The sequence below is a fragment of the Streptomyces megasporus genome (genome assembly GCF_000718985.1).
In the GTDB taxonomy this organism is placed as follows: Bacteria; Actinomycetota; Actinomycetes; order Streptomycetales; family Streptomycetaceae; genus Streptomyces; species Streptomyces megasporus.
The window spans coordinates 180,388-198,782 of the sequence record NZ_JODL01000002.1 but is presented as its reverse complement, the minus strand read 5'-3'; the positions used below and the strand labels follow the sequence as shown (position 1 = coordinate 198,782).

The 18,395-nt window shown below is 72.1% G+C and carries 15 protein-coding genes; 9 read left to right on the top strand and 6 right to left on the bottom strand.

The annotated features are described in order from the left end of the window. Positions 1-79 precede the first annotated feature (79 nt). Both IF47_RS0102705 and IF47_RS0102700 read left to right on the top strand, forming a co-directional pair. Positions 80-2,827, top strand: coding sequence for an alpha/beta fold hydrolase (locus IF47_RS0102705; RefSeq protein ID WP_031506316.1), 2,748 nt, complete (start codon positions 80-82; stop codon positions 2,825-2,827). Further along, positions 2,824-3,717 (top strand): ABC transporter permease, encoded by an 894-nt coding sequence (locus IF47_RS0102700; protein ID WP_031506315.1) that lies wholly within the window; start codon positions 2,824-2,826, stop codon positions 3,715-3,717. The genes IF47_RS0102705 and IF47_RS0102700 overlap by 4 nt, the downstream gene beginning before the upstream one ends. Positions 3,718-3,778: 61 nt before the next feature. Here the strand turns inward: IF47_RS0102700 and IF47_RS0102695 are convergent, their stop codons facing one another. Continuing rightward, entirely contained in the window at positions 3,779-5,404 is a 1,626-nt protein-coding gene (locus IF47_RS0102695) for a family 20 glycosylhydrolase (protein ID WP_031506314.1), read from the bottom strand. Positions 5,405-5,717: 313 nt separating this feature from the next. Between IF47_RS0102695 and IF47_RS0102690 the strand changes: the two genes are divergently transcribed. The 5 genes from IF47_RS0102690 (at position 5,718) to IF47_RS0102670 (ending at position 9,839) form a co-directional block, all read left to right on the top strand. Next, complete coding sequence (locus tag IF47_RS0102690) at positions 5,718-6,347, top strand: 2-oxo-4-hydroxy-4-carboxy-5-ureidoimidazoline decarboxylase (protein WP_078591507.1); 630 nt, start codon at positions 5,718-5,720, stop codon at positions 6,345-6,347. Between the two features lie 136 nt (positions 6,348-6,483). Then, positions 6,484-6,864 carry a succinate dehydrogenase, cytochrome b556 subunit gene (sdhC, locus tag IF47_RS0102685; RefSeq protein ID WP_078591506.1) on the top strand — a complete coding sequence of 127 codons (381 nt, stop codon included), beginning with the start codon at positions 6,484-6,486 and terminating at the stop codon, positions 6,862-6,864. Between the two features lie 3 nt (positions 6,865-6,867). Continuing rightward, on the top strand, positions 6,868-7,299 hold the full coding sequence (locus tag IF47_RS0102680; protein WP_031506311.1) for a succinate dehydrogenase hydrophobic membrane anchor subunit: 432 nt from the start codon (positions 6,868-6,870) through the stop codon (positions 7,297-7,299). A 21-nt stretch (positions 7,300-7,320) separates the two neighbouring features. Then, on the top strand, positions 7,321-9,075 hold the full coding sequence (gene sdhA, locus IF47_RS0102675; RefSeq protein ID WP_031506310.1) for a succinate dehydrogenase flavoprotein subunit: 1,755 nt from the start codon (positions 7,321-7,323) through the stop codon (positions 9,073-9,075). Next, a complete protein-coding gene (locus tag IF47_RS0102670) occupies positions 9,075-9,839 on the top strand; it encodes a succinate dehydrogenase iron-sulfur subunit (protein ID WP_031506309.1) in 765 nt (254 codons plus the stop codon). The genes sdhA and IF47_RS0102670 overlap by 1 nt, the downstream gene beginning before the upstream one ends. Before the next feature lie 172 nt (positions 9,840-10,011). Here the strand turns inward: IF47_RS0102670 and IF47_RS0102665 are convergent, their stop codons facing one another. From IF47_RS0102665 to IF47_RS0102655, 3 genes are all read right to left on the bottom strand, one after another. After that, positions 10,012-11,580: an ABC transporter substrate-binding protein gene (locus IF47_RS0102665; RefSeq protein ID WP_245640969.1), complete on the bottom strand. Its 1,569-nt coding sequence runs from the start codon at positions 11,578-11,580 to the stop codon at positions 10,012-10,014. A 183-nt stretch (positions 11,581-11,763) separates the two neighbouring features. Beyond that, a complete protein-coding gene (locus IF47_RS0102660) occupies positions 11,764-13,164 on the bottom strand; it encodes a metallophosphoesterase (RefSeq protein WP_031506307.1) in 1,401 nt (466 codons plus the stop codon). Between the two features lie 209 nt (positions 13,165-13,373). Next, on the bottom strand, positions 13,374-13,625 hold the full coding sequence (locus IF47_RS0102655; RefSeq protein WP_031506306.1) for an SCO4848 family membrane protein: 252 nt from the start codon (positions 13,623-13,625) through the stop codon (positions 13,374-13,376). Between the two features lie 111 nt (positions 13,626-13,736). Between IF47_RS0102655 and IF47_RS0102650 the strand changes: the two genes are divergently transcribed. Beyond that, positions 13,737-15,173 carry a D-alanyl-D-alanine carboxypeptidase family protein gene (locus tag IF47_RS0102650; RefSeq protein ID WP_342667210.1) on the top strand — a complete coding sequence of 479 codons (1,437 nt, stop codon included), beginning with the start codon at positions 13,737-13,739 and terminating at the stop codon, positions 15,171-15,173. Between the two features lie 52 nt (positions 15,174-15,225). Here the strand turns inward: IF47_RS0102650 and IF47_RS0102645 are convergent, their stop codons facing one another. Then, entirely contained in the window at positions 15,226-15,810 is a 585-nt protein-coding gene (locus IF47_RS0102645) for a 2'-5' RNA ligase family protein (RefSeq protein WP_031506304.1), read from the bottom strand. 56 nt (positions 15,811-15,866) lie between these two features. Continuing rightward, positions 15,867-16,880: a tryptophan--tRNA ligase gene (gene trpS, locus IF47_RS0102640; RefSeq protein ID WP_031506303.1), complete on the bottom strand. Its 1,014-nt coding sequence runs from the start codon at positions 16,878-16,880 to the stop codon at positions 15,867-15,869. 213 nt (positions 16,881-17,093) lie between these two features. On the opposite strand from trpS, the gene rocD reads away from it, so the two are divergent. Next, entirely contained in the window at positions 17,094-18,320 is a 1,227-nt protein-coding gene (rocD, locus tag IF47_RS0102635) for an ornithine--oxo-acid transaminase (RefSeq protein WP_031506302.1), read from the top strand. The last annotated feature ends 75 nt before the right edge of the window (positions 18,321-18,395 follow it).

The following is an 18,395-nucleotide window of genomic DNA, read 5'->3' as shown; positions in this document are numbered from 1 at the left end:
GCGCGTTCCTCCCCCGGCGGGCGCGGCGATCCCCCGGGGGGCTCCGTGCCCGTGGCGGGACACCCCGTAGGGTCGGGCCATGGATCTCCGACTGCCCAGGACCCGCGGACGGCTGCTCGCGGCGGTCGCCGCCGTCGCCGTCCTCGCCGGAGGCGGTGCGTGGGCGGCCCTCCCCGACGACGAGCCGACCGTGCGTCACACGGAACGGACGTTCACCCTGCCCGAGTCCCCCGGCGACGGAGCGGACGGCGGAGGTGGAGGCGGTGACGGCGGTGGCACCGTCCGGATCGACACCTCCTACTTCACCGCGGGCGACCCGTCCGCACGCCGTCCCGCGGTGCTGCTGGGCCACGGCTTCGGCGGCAGCAAGGCGGACCTCCGCGCCCAGGCCGAGGAACTGGCCCGCTCCGGCTACGCCGTGCTGACCTGGTCGGCGCGTGGCTTCGGCGCCTCCACCGGTCGAATCGGGCTGAACGACCCCGAACGCGAGGTCGCCGACGTCAGCCGCCTGATCGACTGGCTGGCGAAGCGGCCCGAGGTCCGGCTGGACGAGGAGGGCGACCCCCGGGTGGGGGTGGCGGGCGCCTCCTACGGCGGCGCGGTCTCGTTGCTGGCCGCCGGGTACGACGAGCGGGTCGACGCCATCGCCCCCCGCATCACCTACTGGGACCTCTCCGAGGCCCTCTTCCCCGACGGCGTCTTCAAGAAGCTGTGGACCGGCATCTTCTTCACCACCGGCTCCACCGTCTCCGGCACCGGCACGCCCACCGCCGGACCGGCGCCGGAGCGGATCGGCTGCGGCCGGTTCGCCACGGAGCTGTGCGCGATGTACGAGCGGGTCGCCGTCTCCGGGGAGCCGGACGAGAAGGCCCGCGACCTGCTGCGGGAGCGCAGCCCGGTGGCGGTCGCCGACCGGATCGACGTGCCGACGCTGATCCTCCAGGGGCAGTCCGACTCGCTCTTCCCGCTGGACCACGCCGACGCCATGGCCGAGGCGATCCGCGCCAACGGCGCCCCGGTGGCGGTCGAGTGGATCGCGGGCGGTCACGACGGCGGGCCCGACGAGGGGGCCCGGCTGGACGACCGCACGCGCGCCTGGTTCGACCGCCACCTCAAGGGCGACACCGGGGTGGACACCGGACCGGCCTTCCGCGTCACCCGCACCGGCGGCCTGGACTCCACCGAGGGGGACGTCGAACTGCGCGCCGCCACCGCCGAGAGCTATCCCGGCCTGCGCGACGGCACCCGGACCATCCCCCTGCGCGGACGCGAGCAGACCTTCGCCAACCCGGCGGGCGGCGGCCCGCCCGCCGTCTCCGCCGTGCCCGGCCTCGGCGCCGGCGGACTGTCCGACCTGGGCGTGAGCCTGTCCCTGGACTATCCCGGCCAGCACGCCCGCTTCGAGTCGGCGCCGCTGGCGGAGTCCGTGCGGGTCACCGGCACGCCCACGGTGCGGGTGAGGGTGGAGGCGGACTCCGAGGACGGCGACGCGGTGCTGTTCGCCAAGCTCTACGACGTCGGTCCCGACGGGCGGCGGCAGTCCCTGCCCAGGCAACTGGTGGCGCCGGTGCGGGTCACCGGGGTCGAGGACGGCCGGACCGTCGAGGTGCGGCTGCCGTCGATCGACCACCGCTTCGAGTCCGGGCACCGCATGCGGCTGGTGCTGTCCGCCACCGACCTGGCCCACGCCTCGCCGGTCGAGCCCGCCTCCTACACCGTCTCCCTGGCCGGTGACGGGGTGAGCGTGCCCACCGCGCCGGGGCTGGAGGCCGCCGCGGACCCGCTGCCGTGGTGGGTGTGGGGCCTGCCGGTGGTCGGCGCGGTCGTGGGCGCGGCGCTGCTGCCGGCCGGACGCCGCCGCCGGCCCGTCGAGGGCGCCGCCGCCGCGCCGGAGACGGACCCGGAGCGGGCGGACGTGCCGTTGGAGATCACCGGCCTGTCCAAGCGGTACGCGGGGTCCACCGACCGTTACGCGGTGCGCGACCTGTCCTTCCGCGTCGAGCGCGGTCAGGTGCTCGGCCTGCTCGGTCCCAACGGCGCGGGCAAGACCACCACGCTGCGCATGCTGATGGGGCTGATCACCCCCGACAGCGGCGAGATCCGGGTCTTCGGCCGGCGCGTCCGGCCGGGCGCGCCCGTCCTGTCCAGGGTCGGCGCGTTCGTCGAGGGCGCGGGCTTCCTGCCGCACCTGTCCGGGCGGGCCAACCTGGAGCTGTACTGGAAGGCCACCGGACGCCCGGAGAGCGACGCGCACCTGGAGGAGGCGCTGGAGATCGCCGGTCTCGGCGACGCCCTGGAGCGCGCGGTGCGCACCTACTCGCAGGGCATGCGGCAGCGGCTGGCCATCGCCCAGGCCATGCTGGGCCTGCCGGACCTGCTGATCCTGGACGAGCCGACCAACGGTCTGGACCCGCCGCAGATCCGCGAGATGCGGGAGGTGATGATCCGCTACGCCTCCGGCGGGCGCACGGTGATCGTCTCCAGCCACCTGCTGTCCGAGGTCGAGCAGACGTGCACGCACCTGGTGGTCATGGACCGCGGGCGGCTGGTGCAGGCCGGTCCGGTGGAGGAGATCGTCGGCTCCGGGGACACCGTGCTCGTCGGGGTGCGGGGTCCGGTGCCCGAGTCGCTGCCGGAGAAGGTGGCGGCCCTGCCCGGTGTGGGGTCGGCCGTACGGACCGAGGAGGGTCTGCTGGTGCGGCTCGACGGCGCCGGCACGGCGCAACTGCTGGCCGAGCTCCTGCGGCTGGAGGTGCCGGTGGTCAGCGCCGGACCGCACCGCCGGCTGGAGGACGCCTTCCTCACCCTGATCGGAGGAGAGCGATGACCGCCGCCCCGTCCCCGTCCACGCCGCCGTCCACGCCCCCGGCGGCGTCGGGCGCGGCGCCCGGTTACCACCCGCGGCGGACCCTGCCGCTGCGGGTGGAGGCGGTGCGGCAGTTGCGGCGGCGCCGCACCCTGGTGACCGGTCTGGTCCTGGCCGGGCTGCCCCTGGTGCTGATCGCGGCCTTCGCGATCGGCGGCGAGCCCGAGCGCGGCGGGCGGCGGATCAACCTGATGGACACCGCCACCGCCTCGGGGCTGAACTTCGCCGCCATGGCGCTGTTCGTCTCGGCGGGCTTCCTGCTGGTGGTCCCGGTGGCGCTGTTCTGCGGCGACACGGTGGCCTCCGAGGCGAGCTGGTCCTCGCTGCGCTACCTGCTGGCCGCGCCGGTGCCGCGCTCGCGGCTGCTGCTGAGCAAGCTCGTCGTGGCGCTGGTGTTCAGCGCGGTCGCGATGGCGCTGCTGCCGTCGGTGGCGCTGGTCGCGGGCTCGGTGGCGTACGGCTGGGGGCCGCTGGAGCTGCCGATGGGCGGCACGCTGCCCGTGGGCGACGCGGTGGGACGGCTGGCGGTCGCGGTGGCGTACGTCTTCGTCGGGCAGTTGGTCACGGCCGCGCTGGCGTTCTGGCTGTCGACGGTGACGGACGCGCCGTTGGGCGCGGTCGGCGGCGCGATCGGGCTGACGATCGTCGGCAACATCCTGGACGCGGTCACCGCGCTGGGCGACTGGCGCGAGCTGCTGCCCGCGCACTGGCAGTTCGCCTGGGCGGACGTGTTCCAGCACGAGGTGGAGTGGGGCGGGATGCTCCGGGGCTCGGCGGTGTCGGTGGCGTACGCGCTGGTGCTGTTCGCCCTGGCCTTCCGCCACTTCCGCGCCAAGGACGTGGTGTCCTGAGCGGTTCCCGGGGCGGTCCCCGGGTGCCCGGCGGCCCCGCCCCCGCCACGGGGGCGGGGCGTCAGGACACCCGGTCGGCCAGGTTCCGGAACTCCGGCCAGTCCAGGGCGGGCCGTGCGGGGTTCCACAGTTTCTGGGCCACGGCCCGCAGCGGCATCCGGATGCCGCGGGCGACCTGGTCGGTGGTCTGGGCCCCGGCCAGGTCGCACCAGACGGCCAGCCGTCCGCCCGGGATGCGGTCCGGCCCGGCGAGCTCGTCCGGCACGGGCTCGGTGCCGCGCAGGACGGCCGGGGTCCACTCCTCGTAGATGCGCTCGCCGGTGGGGTAGACGAACTCGTTGGGCTCGCCGAGCACGTAGTAGAGGTACTCGTCGTTGAGGTTGATCACCTCCCAGCCCTCCCGCAGGTACTCCTCGGGCTGTCGGGCGCCGATCTCCTTGCCCGTCCAGTAGGCCACCTGGCGGGGTCTGCTGGGCCGGACGACGCCGCCGCGGTGCTGCCCGTCGTTCCACACCTGGGGGACGAAGCCCTCCTTCCGCACGGTGGCGGCGCGGTCGTTGAGCCAGGCCGTGGCCAGGTCCCGGACGCCGGCGCGGGAGCCGTGCTCGCGGCGGGCGGCCTCGGCCAGGTCCGGGTAGGCGGCCTCGGGGTCGGAGGCCATCAGCGCCCGGTACTCGTCGCCGCCCAGGTGCCAGTAGGGGCCGCCGCCGGGCTGGTCGCGGAAGAGGGGGGCGTACTCGCGCAGCAGGTCGTCCACGAGTCGGGCGGCGCGCCGGTCGGAGATGTCGACGGCGCCGGGGGCGGGGTCGCCGTCGGCGTCGCGCAGTTGCAGCTCGGGGTGGGCGTCGAGCACCGCGCCGAGGTGGCCGGGCGAGTCGATCTCGGGGATGACGGCGATGTGTCGGGAGTTGGCCAGCTCCACGATCCGGCGCAGCTCGGCCTTGGTCAGGTGCGGATCGGAGACGATCTCCGGGTGGGAGGTGCTCTCGACGCGGAACGCCTGGTCGTCGGAGAGGTGGAGCTGGAGCTGGTTGAGCTTGAGGTCGCCCATCTCGCGGACGCGGTCCTCGATCCACTCCGCGTCGAAGTGCTTGCGGGCGATGTCGATCATGAAGCCGCGCTGCGGGCGGTCGGGCCAGTCCCGGATGGTGCCGCCGGGAATCCGGCCGCCGTCGCGCAGGGCCTGGAGGAGGGTGCGGGTCCCGTAGAACACCCCGGCGTCGGTGCGGCCGGTGATGGTGACGCGGCCGAGGCCGGAGGTCAGCGTGTAGCCCTCGGGGCCCCGGATCTCCTCCTCGGGGGCGTCGGGGGCCAGGACGAGTTCGATGTCGCCGGGGCCGGGCGGGCCGGCGGCGTGGTCGAGGTCCAGCTCCTCGGCGAGCAGTTCCGCCTCGTCGGCCGCCTCGCCGGCGGGGTCGGCCACGACGCGGGTTCGGGGGCCGGGCTGCCAGCCGGGGCCGGGCGCGGGGTCCCACCGCCGTACGGAAGGGATGGTGTCGGGGGCGGCGGGGAGCGCGACGGCGGGGACGTCGGCGGCTCTCCACGCGCTTTCGGGGGAGGTGCCGTCGTCCGGTTCGTCACCGGGCAGGGCGACGAGGGCGACCGCCACCACGACGGCCACCACCACGACGATCGCCGCGACGATCGCCGGTTTCTTCCGTGAGCTGCGCCTGCGTCTGCGTCCCATGGGGTGACCGTATTGCCCCTTTCCAACCCTCACACGTCAACCATGCGCCCAGGGCTCGTCTCGTCCGGGTGAAAACCTCCGACCTCTCGGGCACGCCCTCCCGCGTATCGTTACCGTGGCGTCGTCTTCCGTCACACGATCACCCCGGACACCAGTCGTCACCGGCCGCCATGGGGTCGCCCCCACGCCCGCTTCCGTCCGCTTCCCTTCTCCGATGCCCCCCGACGCCCGAGACGCCCGAGACACCCGCGACGCCCACGCCACCCGCGATGTCCCTCGACGTCTCCGACGTCTCCCCGCGCACGAGGAGTCCATGCGCCTGCCCCCTCAACGAAGCGAGGCGACGCCGCTCCACCGCCTCAACAGCGCCTCGCCCGCCGAGCTCCAGGGCGTCCTGCTCACCTGCTGCGGCAGTCGGCGCTGGGCGAGGAGCATCGTCGCCCACCGCCCCTACCCGGATCTGGAGTCGCTGCTGGCCGCCGCCGACGAGGCCGGCTACGACCTCACCGACGAGGATCTCGCCGAGGCGTTGACCAGGGAGTCCTCCACCGGGCCGGGCTACGGGGGCCTGCTGTGGGACGGGCGTCCCACCGCCGTCTCCGGGCCCGGCACGCTCGCGGCGCACACGGCCCTGCGCGCCGCGCACGCCGCCTACGAGAGTCGCTTCGGGTACGCCTTCGTGCTGTGCGTGGACGGCGTCCGCGAGGAGGAGGCGCTCGGTCACGTCCTCGCCGCGATCCGCACCCGGCTGGGCAACGAGGCCGAGCGGGAGCGTGCCGTGGCCGCCGAGGAGTTGCGTCGCATCGCGCGCGGACGGCTGCTGCGGCTGGTCCGGGAGGGGTTCATCATGGTGACTTCTGATGGTAAAACCGACAAAGAACCTGAAAAGACACAGAAAACCACACATCATGGGTGTGTTTCTAGCCCGTCCGTGCCTGATTGATCACACCTGACCCCCCCGGGTGAACCGAACCGACAAAGCGTCGATACCATGACGGCGGCCGGTGGACCGTACCCGGCCGGGCCAGACCGACTCAGAGCCGGCCGGCCCCGTGATACCGCTCCCGGAGGGTTTTTCCGTGCCGGCTGGAACGCTGTACCGCGGCCGGGAAGGCATGTGGTCCTGGGTGGCTCACCGAGTCACCGGAGTCCTCATCTTTTTCTTCCTGTTCGTGCACGTCCTGGACACATCTCTGGTCCGCGTCTCCCCCGAGGCGTACGACGACACCGTGGCGGTCTACAAGACACCGATCGTCGCACTACTGGAGTACGGCCTGGTGGCCGCCATCCTCTTCCACGCGCTCAACGGCCTGCGGGTCGTGGCCGTCGACTTCTGGTCGAAGGGCACCAAGTACCAGCGGCAGATGCTGTGGGGCGTGATGGGCATCTGGATCGTGCTGATGATCGGGGCGCTGTACCCGATCCTCGGGCACGCCGTGAGCGAGTTGTTCGGGAGCTGAGCCATGGCCTTTGACGTAGACAATCCCGCCCCGGTCATCGAGCCGCCTCGCGCGCGCACGAGCAAGACCCCCAAGGCCACGCGCGGCAACTTCGAGATGCACGCCTGGCTGTTCATGCGACTGTCGGGCATCGTCCTGGTGGTCCTGGTCATCGGCCACCTGCTGATCCAGCTCGTCCTCGACGGCGGCGTGAGCAAGATCAACTTTGCCTTCGTGGCCGGTCGGTGGGCCTCGCCCTTCTGGATGACGTGGGACCTGTTGATGCTGTGGCTCGCCATGCTGCACGGCGCCAACGGTCTGCGGACCGTCATCAACGACTACGCCGAACGGGACGGCACGCGCTTCTGGCTGAAGATGCTGCTGTACACCGCCACGGTGTTCACCGTTCTCCTGGGCACGCTGGTGATCTTCACCTTCGACCCGAACATCCGCTAGAGCCGGGGCTGAGGCCAACCAATGAAGATCCACAAGTACGACACCGTCATCGTCGGCGCCGGCGGAGCCGGCATGCGCGCGGCCATCGAGGCCACCAAGCGCAGCCGCACCGCCGTGCTGACCAAGCTCTACCCCACCCGGTCCCACACCGGCGCCGCCCAGGGCGGCATGGCCGCCGCCCTGGCCAACGTCGAGGAGGACAACTGGGAGTGGCACACCTTCGACACGATCAAGGGCGGTGACTACCTGGTCGACCAGGACGCCGCCGAGATCCTGGCGAAGGAGGCCATCGACGCCGTCCTCGACCTGGAGAAGATGGGGCTGCCGTTCAACCGGACCCCGGACGGCCTGATCGACCAGCGCCGCTTCGGCGGCCACTCCCGCAACCACGGCGAGGCCCCGGTGCGCCGGTCCTGCTACGCCGCGGACCGCACCGGCCACATGATCCTCCAGACGCTGTACCAGAACTGCGTCAAGGAGGGCGTGGAGTTCTTCAACGAGTTCTACGTCCTGGACCTGCTGCTCAACGAGGTGGACGGGGTCAAGCGCACCGCGGGCGTCGTCGCCTACGAGCTGGCCACCGGCGACATCCACGTCTTCCAGGCGAAGTCCGTCGTCTTCGCCTCGGGCGGCAACGGCAAGTTCTTCAAGGTCACCTCCAACGCGCACACCCTGACCGGCGACGGCCAGGCCGCCGCGTTCCGCCGGGGGCTGCCGCTGGAGGACATGGAGTTCTTCCAGTTCCACCCGACCGGCATCTGGCGCATGGGCATCCTCCTCACCGAGGGCGCCCGCGGCGAGGGCGGCATCCTCCGCAACAAGGACGGCGAGCGCTTCATGGAGAAGTACGCGCCCGTCATGAAGGACCTGGCCTCGCGTGACGTCGTCTCCCGCGCGATCTACACCGAGATCCGCGAGGGCCGCGGCTGCGGCCCCGAGGGCGACCACGTCTACCTGGACCTGACCCACCTGCCGCCGGAGCAGCTCGACGCCAAGCTGCCGGACATCACCGAGTTCGCGCGCACCTACCTGGGCATCGAGCCGTACACCGACCCGATCCCGATCCAGCCGACCGCGCACTACGCGATGGGCGGCATCCCGACCAACGTCAACGCCGAGGTGCTGGCCGACAACACCACGGTGGTGCCGGGCCTGTACGCCGCCGGCGAGGTCGCCTGCGTGTCGGTGCACGGCGCCAACCGCCTGGGCACCAACTCGCTGCTGGACATCAACGTCTTCGGTCGCCGGGCGGGCATCGCCGCTGCCGAGTACGCCGCGACCAACGACTACGTCGAGCTGCCGGAGGACCCGGCCGGGTTCGTCGAGCGCCAGGTGGAGTCGCTGCGCTCCTCCGAGGGCACCGAGCGGGTCACCGAGATCCGCAAGGCGCTCCAGGAGACCATGGACAAGAACGTCATGGTCTTCCGCACCGAGCAGACGCTGAAGGAGGCCGTCGAGGAGATCGGCGCCCTGCGCAAGCGCTACAAGAACGTGTCGGTGCAGGACAAGGGCAAGCGGTTCAACACCGACCTGCTGGAGGCCATCGAGCTGGGCAACCTGCTCGAACTGGCCGAGGTGACGGCCGTCTCCGCCCTGGCCCGCAAGGAGTCGCGCGGCGGTCACTACCGCGAGGACTACCCCAACCGCGACGACGTCAACTTCATGCGCCACACGATGGCGTACCGCGAGGTCGCCGACGACGGCACCGAGTCGATCCGGCTGGACTACAAGCCGGTCGTGCAGACCCGCTACCAGCCGATGGAGCGTAAGTACTGATGGCCACTCCCGTCATGGACAAGGCCGAGGCCGGGGCCCCGGCGAACAACAGCCCCTACATCACCATCACCCTCCGCATCCGGAGGTTCAACCCGGAGGTCTCCGACGAGGCCTACTGGGAGGACTTCACGGTGGAGGTGGATCCCAAGGAACGCGTCCTGGACGTCCTCCACAAGATCAAGTGGGAGCTGGACGGCACGCTGACCTTCCGGCGTTCCTGCGCGCACGGCATCTGCGGCTCCGACGCGATGCGCATCAACGGCCGCAACCGGCTCGCGTGCAAGACGCTGATCAAGGACGTCAACCCGGAGAAGCCGATCACCGTCGAGGCGATAAAGGGCCTCACGCTCCAGAAGGACCTGGTGGTCGACATGGAGCCGTTCTTCCAGGCGTACCGGGACGTGATGCCCTTCCTGGTCACCAAGGGCAACGAGCCGACCCGCGAGCGGCTGCAGTCCCCCGAGGACCGCGAGCGCTTCGACGACACCACCAAGTGCATCCTGTGCGCCGCGTGCACCTCCTCGTGCCCGGTGTTCTGGAACGACGGCCAGTACTTCGGCCCGGCGGCGATCGTCAACGCCCACCGGTTCATCTTCGACTCCCGCGACGAGGCCGGTGAGCAGCGTCTGGAGATCCTCAACGACCGCGAGGGCGTGTGGCGCTGCCGCACCACCTTCAACTGCACGGAGGCCTGCCCGCGCGGCATCGAGATCACCAAGGCCATCCAGGAGGTCAAGCGCGCGCTGATCACGCGGCGCTACTGAGGCCCGCGCGCGGGTCGGGGAACCGGCCCGCGCCGAGCGTGACGAGAGGTCCGGCCCTCGGCGGGGTTCCCGCCGAGGGCCGGACCTCTCCGTGTGTCCCGCTCCGGCCGTCGCTCCGGCCCCCTCCGTCCGTCCCCGCCCGTGATGGGGTGGGACGGAAGGGGGCCGGACGTCAGATGCGGTCCAGCTCCCACAGCCGCCAGACGCCGCTGGTGTCCGTCAGGTACTGCGTGCCGGCGATGTCGTCCGTGCTCAGCCCGTACGCCTTCCGCTGCCACAGCGGGAGCAGCGGCACGTCCACCGCCACGCGCTGGTGGATCTCCCGGAACCGGTCGAGCACCGCTCCCCGGTCGTAGCCGCGTCGGGTGGCGCGGATCAGCCGCTCGACCCTCTCGTCCGTGTACCCGGTGTGGTAGATGCCGTCCTCGCCCACCAGCGGCGCGGTGTACGCGTCGGGGTCGGGGTAGTCCCGGAACCGGTCGACGAGGTAGGCGTCGAACGAGCCCTTCCGCATGCCGTCCCGGAAGGCGTCCCGCTCGTACTCCCGGACGGTGACCTCGAACAGCCCGGAGGACTCCAGTTGGCCGCTCAGCGTCGCGGCCTCGTCGGCCGCCGACCGCCGGTCCTCGGCGTGGGCGATCTCGAAGCGCACCGGCGTCTGGACGCCCGCCTCCTCCAGCAGGCGCGCGGCGCGCTCGGCGTCGGGGTTGCCGTAGCGCTCGTGGAACACCGCGGCGTGGCCGTTGACGCCCTGCGGGATCAGCGAGTACAGCGGCTCCACGGTGCGCTGGTGGACGTGGCGGGCGAGAGCCGTGCGGTTCACCAGGGAGGCGACGGCCTGCCGGACCGCGGTGTCGGCCGTGGGCGAGGAGGGGCGGAGGTTGAACGCCAGCAAGCGGGTCACGTTCCCGGGCTGCTCGTAGATCCTGACGCCCGCGTCGCTCGGGCTGATCCCGGCCATCTCGGCGGCCGGCATGTGTCCGACGTTGACCTCGATCTCCCGGTCCCGCCACGCCGTGGACAGGTCCTCCGGCTCCTCGTAGTACCGGATCTCCACGTGGTGGGTGGGACGCTCCTCCAGGACGCCGACGTACTCCTCGTTGGGCACCAGCGCCATCCTGCGTCCGGGCTCGTACTCGTCGAGCGCGTACGGGCCCGAGCCGAGCGTCTCGCCGCCCTGGAGCAGCCGGTCGGCCGGGTACTTCTCGCTGTCCACGATCGACCCCGCGCCGCCGGCGATCTTGAAGGGGAAGGCGGCGTCGGAGGTCTTCAGCCGGAACTCCACCGCGTTGCCGTCGGCCCGCACCTCCTTCAGGGTGTCGAACAGCTCCACCGGCCCCTGGGGATGGGCGATCTTCAGAACGCGGTCGAAGGAGTGCTTGACGTCCTCCACGGTCAGCGCGCTGCCGTCGCTGAATCTCAGGCCCGGGCGCAGGGTGCAGCGGTACACCGTCAGCTCGCTGTCCGTGAAGCGGCACTGGTCCGCCGCGTCGGGCACCGGCTCGGCGTTGCCGGGGGTGAAGGTCATCAGCGACTGGTAGAGGTTGCCGAACAGACGCCAGGAGCCCGTGTCGTACGCCCCGGCCGGGTCGAGCGAGGTGACTCCTTCGGTGGTGCCCAGGGTGATGGTCCGCTCCTCGGGGTCCGGCCGCACCAGGCTCCACCCGCCGATTCCGGCTGTGACGACCACCCCCATCGCCACCCCGAGCCAGATGGCTCTCCTGCCTCCGAACCTGCTCACGTGCGGTCGCCCCCTTTCGTGCCGGGCCAATGGCTCGATCATCGATCGCGCCCGGACCATAGAAGATCAGGAGGAAGCACCCGAATAGAAGAAGTTTCCTGGTAACAGTCGCATAACCAGGCAGTCAAGGGGTTTGGACGGCGTGTTTCGGCCTTGTCTCCGCGCCGCTCGGGTCCGCAGCGCTCAGGCCTGCCGGGACGCCAGCTCCACCACGGTGATGTCGGACTCCGCGCCCACCCGCACGGGCGGGCCCCAGGCTCCCGCGCCCCGGCTGACGTACAACTGGGTGTCGCCGTAGCGCTCCAGGCCCGCGAGGGTGGGGTTGGCGGCCTGGGCGAGGTAGTTGGCGGGCCACATCTGGCCGCCGTGGGTGTGCCCGGAGAGCTGGAGGTCGACGCCGCGGTCGGCGGCCTCGTGGATCTGGACCGGCTGGTGGGCCAGGAGCACCACCGCCCGGGAGGGGTCGCGGTCGCCGAGCGCCCGCTCGAAGTCCGGGCCCTCGCCCTCCTGCTCGCCCGCCGGGTCGTTGACCCCGGCCAGGTCGAAGTGGCGCAGTTCGCGGCGGGCGTTCTCCAGGGGCTCCACGCCCAGTTCGCGGACGTGGTCGACCCACTCGCCGGCGTCGCCGAAGTACTCGTGGTTGCCGGTGACGAAGTACGAGCCGTCGCGCGAGCGAAGCTGTGCCAGCGGTTCGGCGGCCGGGCCGAGGTCGGCGACGCTGCCGTCCACCAGGTCGCCGACGATGGCGACCATGTCGGCGTTCGCCCGGTTGATGGTGTCCACGATCCGCTGGGTGTGGGAGCGGCCCAGGATGGGGCCGAGGTGGACGTCGCTGACCACGGCGATGCGGTAGCCGTGGGCGGCTCGGGGCAGCTTGGCGAGCGGCACGGTGACGCGCTTGAGCTTCGGGCCCCTCAGCACGCCGTACGTGCCGTGGCCGACGGTGCCCACCCCGGCCACACCGGCGGCGACGGCCACGGTGCGCGCCACGAACAGTCGCCGGGACGGGCCGGTCGTCGGGCCGGTCCCGGCGCCGGCGTCGTTCCCCGCGCTCCCGGTGCCTTCCCCCGCGCCGTCGTCGCGTATCGCGACCGCGGTGGCCGCGGGCCGCGCGGCGGTCGCCCCACCGGCGCCGTCCGTCCCGACACGGGTTCCCGCGGGCTCGGACGGGGCGGTGCCGGGCACGTCCTCGGCGGCGCTGGCTGCGCCCTCCCCGGAGGTCGCGGAGGCCGCGGAGGCCGCGGAGGCCGCCCCGGCGGCGTCCCGCCGCTCCAGGAAGCGGCGCAGCAGCGGCCGGACGGCCTCGCCCACCAACAGGGCCAGGAACAGGTAGAGCAGCAGGGCGAGCCAGAGGTAGCCCGGCCAGGCGAGGATCCGTTCGGCGACGAAGGGCAGCCCGGTGCGCCGGACGACCTGCGCGGCGACGGTGGTGAGCGGCAGGAGGACGATCAGTGCCGTGCCCAGGCGTCTGTACCAGCCGCCCGGTGCCGACACGTCGCGTACCAGACGCCGCCACACGTACCAGTGCGCACCCACCAGCAGGCAGACCATCAGCAGCGCGACGGCCGCGTAGAGCACGATCATCCCCGGTTCCACTCTCCCACCCGATCCTCGGCCCGATTCTTCCCTGTCCGCGGAGCGCCGCGGACCCCGGGTCCGTGTTCGGGACAACGGTTTTCGCCGCTCGGGCGTGCCCGCGAAGGCGCGGGCCCCGGGTGGGGGCGAGTCGGTCGGGGCCGAAAGCGGCGGCAGGGGCGGCGGTCACACGGCCCCCGAGGGGCCGACCGCGGGCGTCAGCCCTCGGCCCGGCTCCCGCGCAAGGCCCGCAGGCCGCGCAGTCCGATGACGCCGATCGCCGTGCCCAGCACGATCGACGTGCCGGCCAGCAGCAGGTGGATCCAGAAGTACGTGGTGGGATCGCCCGCGTCGTCGAACGCCAGGCCGCTGCTGTCCTTCCACAGGTTTCTGACGAAGGTGGTCCAGACGAACCAGCTCCACACCCCGAAGGCGAGCAGGAACCACGAAACGGGACGAGAGAGTTTCACACCCCCCAGTATGTCCATCGGCCCAATGGAATCACCGGCAGGGGCGGTGGCAGGCACCGCGATGGTCCCCTCGGTGCCTCGTTCGGCTCCTCCGGCCGGTACGTTCGCTGCGTGTCGAAGACCCACTCCGTAATCGCCCGCGCGCTCCGCGTGCGCGGTGCCCGCGGCCTCGTGGCCGCCACCACCACCGTCCTGCTCGGCCCGTGCCTGTTCCTCGCCGCCCCGGCCACGGCCTCGGCCCGTGCCGTGCTCGAGGACCCCGTCGAGCCGAGACCCCCGACGACCATGTCCACCGTGGGCGGCGAACTCCTCGGTCTCCCCGGTGTCCGGATACGCCCCAGGCCCGGTGCGGACGCCCCCGAGCCGCCGGATTCGATCACCTCGCGTTCGTGGATCGTCGCGGACGCCGAGACCGGCGAGGTGCTGGGGGCGAAGAACGCGCACTGGCCCCTCGCCCCGGCCAGCACCCTCAAGATGCTGTTCGCCGACACGCTGATCGAGAGGTTCGACGAGGACGAGACCCACCGGGTCGACCGTGCGGAGCTGGAGGGCATCGGCCCCGGCAGCAGCATGGTCGGCATCAAGGAGGGCCTCACCTACACCGTCCGCGACCTGTGGCTGGGCGTCTTCCTCCGCTCCGGCAACGACGCGGTGCACGTGCTGTCCGCCATGAACGGCGGCGTCGACAAGACCGTGCGGGAGATGAACGAGCACGCCCGCGAGCTGGGCGCAACCGACACGCACGTGGTCAGCCCCGACGGCTACGACGCCGAGGGGCAGGTCTCCTCCGCCTACGACCTGACCCTGATCGCCCGCTCCGGGATGCAGAAGCCGAAGTTCCGCGAGTACGCGGCGACCGTCCGGGCCGAGTTCCCCGGCGAGGTGAAGAAGGGCAAGGACGGCAAGGAGAAGCGGGAGACCTTCGAGATCCAGAACACCAACCGGCTGCTCACCGGTGACGTGGGGCTGGAGCCCTACGACGGCATCGCCGGCATCAAGAACGGCTACACCTCGGAGGCCGGCTTCACCTTCACCGGCGTCGCCCAGCGCGGCGACCGGGTGCTGCTGGTGACCGTCATGCACCCCGAGGAGGGGGGCGTGCGGGTCTACAAGGAGACCGCCGAGCTCCTCGACTGGGGTTTCGAGGCCGCCGGCAAGGTCGAGCCCGTCGGCGAACTGGTCCCCCCGCGCGGGGCGCGGGCCGGCGAGGGCAAGAACAGCGACGACAAGCCCGCTGACCCGGCGGACGCGGGCGCCCGGCCCTCCGGCCACACCGCCGCCGGCGCGCAGCGGTCGTCGGACGGCGCCGGTACGGCCCTGATGGTCGCGGCCTCGGCCCTGGCCGTGATCGGCGCGGGCGCCTGGTTCGTCCACCGCCGCAGGCCACTGCCGCTGCCGGCCGGACCGGGTCGCGGGCGGCGGGAGGCGGCCGTTCTCGGCAGCCCGGAGAACCCGGGCCCGCCGGAGCGTTCCGGACCCCCCGGCCGGCAAGGCGGCGCGGGGACCGGCGACGCGAGCGAGCCGGGCGAGCCGGACAAGAAGGTCTGAGCGGCCCTCCGCCCTCCCGGACCGGCCCCCGGACCGACGCGCCGGTCGCGCGTCAGAGCGAGGGGGCCGGAGGACGGGAGAAGGTGGGCTGCTGCGGCAGTTCCAGGGACGGTGAGGAGCCGAAGGCGAACTCGCGCTGGAGGCGCCACACGCAGTCCGCGCCCTGCTCGTAGAGCGCGAACCCCGTCGCCGTCCAGGACGCCTCGAAGTCGGCCAGTTCGGCGTACGCCCGGTCCATCGCCTCCTCGGCGATGCCGTGGGCGATCGTGACGTGCGGGTGGTACGGGAACTGCAGGTCGCGCGCCAGCGGCCCGTCCGCCGCGCGGACGCGCTCCTGGAGCCGGCCGCAGGCCGCCGACCCCTCGACGACCTGCACGAAGACGACCGGCGACAGCGGACGGAAGGTGCCCGTCCCCGACAGCCGCATCGGGAAGGGCCGGCCGGCCGCGGCCACCTCGGCGAGGTGCTCCTCGATCTCGGGGCGGCGTGCGGCGTCCACCTCGGTCGGCGGCAGAAGGGTCACGTGGGTGGGGATGCCATGGGCCGCGGGGTCTCCGAAGCCCGCACGCCGCTCCTGGAGCAGGCTGCCGTAGGGCTCCGGGACCGCGACCGATACGCCGAGCGTGACGGTCCCCACGTGCGTCTCCTTCCTCTCCGTCGTCTGTCTGTCCCCCAGGTCGGCAGGTGTCCGGATCAGTGCTTGGCGGGCACGAAGCCCACCTTCTCGTAGGCCAGGGCCAGCGTCTCCGCCGCGATCGAACGCGCCTTCTCCGCGCCCTTGGCCAAAATCGAGTCCAACGTCTCCGGATCATCCAGGTATTCCCGGGTGCGCTCCCGGAAGGGTGCCACCCAGGCGGCGACGACCTCGGCGAGGTCCGTCTTGAGGGCACCGTAACCCTTGCCCGCGTACTGCTGCTCCAGTTCCGGGATGCCGGTGCCGGTGAGAGTGGCATAGATCACCAGCAGGTTGCTGATGCCCGGCTTGTTCTCCTCGTCGTGGCGGATCTCGGTGCCGGTGTCGGTCACCGCGCTCTTGATCTTCTTGGCGGAGACCTTGGGCTCGTCGAGCAGGCTGACCACGCCCTTGGGCGAGGCGGCCGACTTGCTCATCTTCACCGTCGGGTCCTGGAGGTCGTAGATCTTGGCGGTGTCCTTGAGGATGTGCGCCGAGGGCACGGTGAAGGTGTGGCCGTAGCGGCTGTTGAACCGCTCGGCGAGGTCGCGGGTCAGCTCGATGTGCTGGCGCTGGTCCTCGCCGACCGGCACCCGGTCCGCCTGGTACAGCAGGATGTCCGCGACCTGGAGGATCGGGTAGGTGAACAGGCCGACCGACGTCCCCTCGGCGCCCTGACGCGCGCTCTTGTCCTTGAACTGCGTCATCCGCGATGCCTCGCCGAACCCGGTGAGGCAGTTCATCAGCCAGGCGAGCTGCGCGTGTTCGGGCACGTGGCTCTGGACGAACAGCGTGCAGCGGTCCGGGTCCAGCCCGGCGGCCAGGAGCTGGGCGGCGGCCAGCCTCGTCGCGTCGCGGAGGTCCTTCGGGTCCTGCGGGATGGTGATGGCGTGCAGGTCCACGACCGAGTAGAACGCGTCATGGGTCTCCTGCAGCTCCACCCACTGACGGACGGCACCGAGGTAGTTGCCGAGGTGGAAGGAGCCCGCGGTGGGCTGGATGCCTGAGAAAACACGGGGGCGGTCAGTGGCCATGGCGCCATTCTCGCAGAGGGCCGCGACAGCGCTCACCGGAGTATCGAAGGTCGGGCGGAGGGTCCTGGCACCCGCCGACGCGCCGGAGACGATGGCCGAAGGGTTTCTTCGCGAAGCGGACGTACGACGATAGAGATAGGCATCACACGCGGCGAACGCCGCAGGATCGCCGGTGCACCCATCCGACTCCGCCCACCCAACCGGAGCGTTTCCATGGCTTCCTCAACGGAACAGTCCGCGGAACTGATCGCCGTCGCCGACGCGCACAGCGCGCACAACTACCATCCCCTGCCCGTCGTCGTCACCGCGGCGGAGGGGGCGTGGATGACCGATGTCGAGGGCAGGCGCTACCTCGACATGCTCGCCGGCTACTCGGCGCTCAATTTCGGCCACGGGCACCCCCGGCTGGTCGAGGCGGCGCGGAGGCAGCTCGACCGGCTCACGCTCACCTCGCGCGCCTTCCACCACGACCGCTTCGCCGCGTTCTGCACCGAGCTGGCCGACCTGTGCGGCATGGAGATGGTGCTGCCGATGAACACCGGCGCCGAGGCCGTGGAGACGGCGGTCAAGACGGCCCGCAAGTGGGGCTACCGGGTCAAGGGCGTGGCCGAGGGGCGGGCGAGGATCATCGTCGCCGAGAACAACTTCCACGGCCGCACCACCACCATCGTCAGCTTCTCCACCGACCCGGAGGCGCGCGCCGACTACGCGCCGTACACACCGGGCTTTGAGATCGTCCCCTACGGCGACCTGGCCGCGCTGGAGGCGGCGCTCGACGAGGACCCCGAGAACACCGTCGCCGTTCTGCTGGAGCCCATCCAGGGCGAGGCGGGCGTGCTGGTGCCGCCGCCGGGCTACCTGGCGGGCGTGCGCCGGCTCACCCGCGAGCGGAACGTGCTGTTCATCGCGGATGAGATCCAGTCGGGGCTGGGCCGCACGGGGAAGACGTTCGCGTGCGAGCACGAGGGGGTCGTCCCGGACGTGTACCTGCTGGGCAAGGCGCTCGGCGGCGGCATCGTGCCCGTCTCGGCGGTGGTCTCCTCGGCCGAGGTGCTGGGCGTCTTCCGGCCCGGCGAGCACGGTTCGACGTTCGGCGGCAATCCGCTGGCCTGCGCGGTGGCGCTGGAGGTCGTCGCGATGCTGCGGACCGGCGAGTTCCAGGAGCGGGCCGCGGAGCTGGGCGAGCACCTCCACCACGAGCTGGCCCTGCTGGTGGGCGGCGGCGCGGTGGAGGCCGTGCGCGGGCGCGGCCTGTGGGCGGGGGTGGACGTCTCCCCGTCGCTGGGCACGGGTCGACGGATCTCCGAGCGGCTGATGGAGCACGGCGTCCTGGTGAAGGACACCCACGGCTCCACCCTTCGCATCGCCCCGCCGCTGGTGATCTCCAAGGAGGACCTGGACTGGGGCCTGGACCGGTTCCGCGCGGTGCTGGGCGCCTGAGGAGACCGAGGGGCGCCCGGCTCGCCGGGCGCCCCTCGGCCGTTCCCGCGCTCCCTCTCGCGCCTTGTGCCGCTT

Excerpts from the sequence above, each read along its gene's own strand:
- IF47_RS0102670 (WP_031506309.1), top strand. The coding sequence starts at position 9,075 with ATGGCCACTCCCGTCATGGACAAGGCCGAGGCCGGGGCCCCGGCGAAC.
- IF47_RS0102690 (WP_078591507.1), top strand. The coding sequence starts at position 5,718 with ATGCGCCTGCCCCCTCAACGAAGCGAGGCGACGCCGCTCCACCGCCTC.
- sdhA (WP_031506310.1), top strand. The coding sequence starts at position 7,321 with ATGAAGATCCACAAGTACGACACCGTCATCGTCGGCGCCGGCGGAGCC.
- rocD (WP_031506302.1), top strand. The coding sequence starts at position 17,094 with ATGGCTTCCTCAACGGAACAGTCCGCGGAACTGATCGCCGTCGCCGAC.
- trpS (WP_031506303.1), bottom strand. The coding sequence starts at position 16,880 with ATGGCCACTGACCGCCCCCGTGTTTTCTCAGGCATCCAGCCCACCGCG.
- IF47_RS0102695 (WP_031506314.1), bottom strand. The coding sequence starts at position 5,404 with ATGGGACGCAGACGCAGGCGCAGCTCACGGAAGAAACCGGCGATCGTC.
- IF47_RS0102705 (WP_031506316.1), top strand. The coding sequence starts at position 80 with ATGGATCTCCGACTGCCCAGGACCCGCGGACGGCTGCTCGCGGCGGTC.
- IF47_RS0102660 (WP_031506307.1), bottom strand. The coding sequence starts at position 13,164 with ATGATCGTGCTCTACGCGGCCGTCGCGCTGCTGATGGTCTGCCTGCTG.
- IF47_RS0102700 (WP_031506315.1), top strand. The coding sequence starts at position 2,824 with ATGACCGCCGCCCCGTCCCCGTCCACGCCGCCGTCCACGCCCCCGGCG.
- IF47_RS0102680 (WP_031506311.1), top strand. The coding sequence starts at position 6,868 with ATGGCCTTTGACGTAGACAATCCCGCCCCGGTCATCGAGCCGCCTCGC.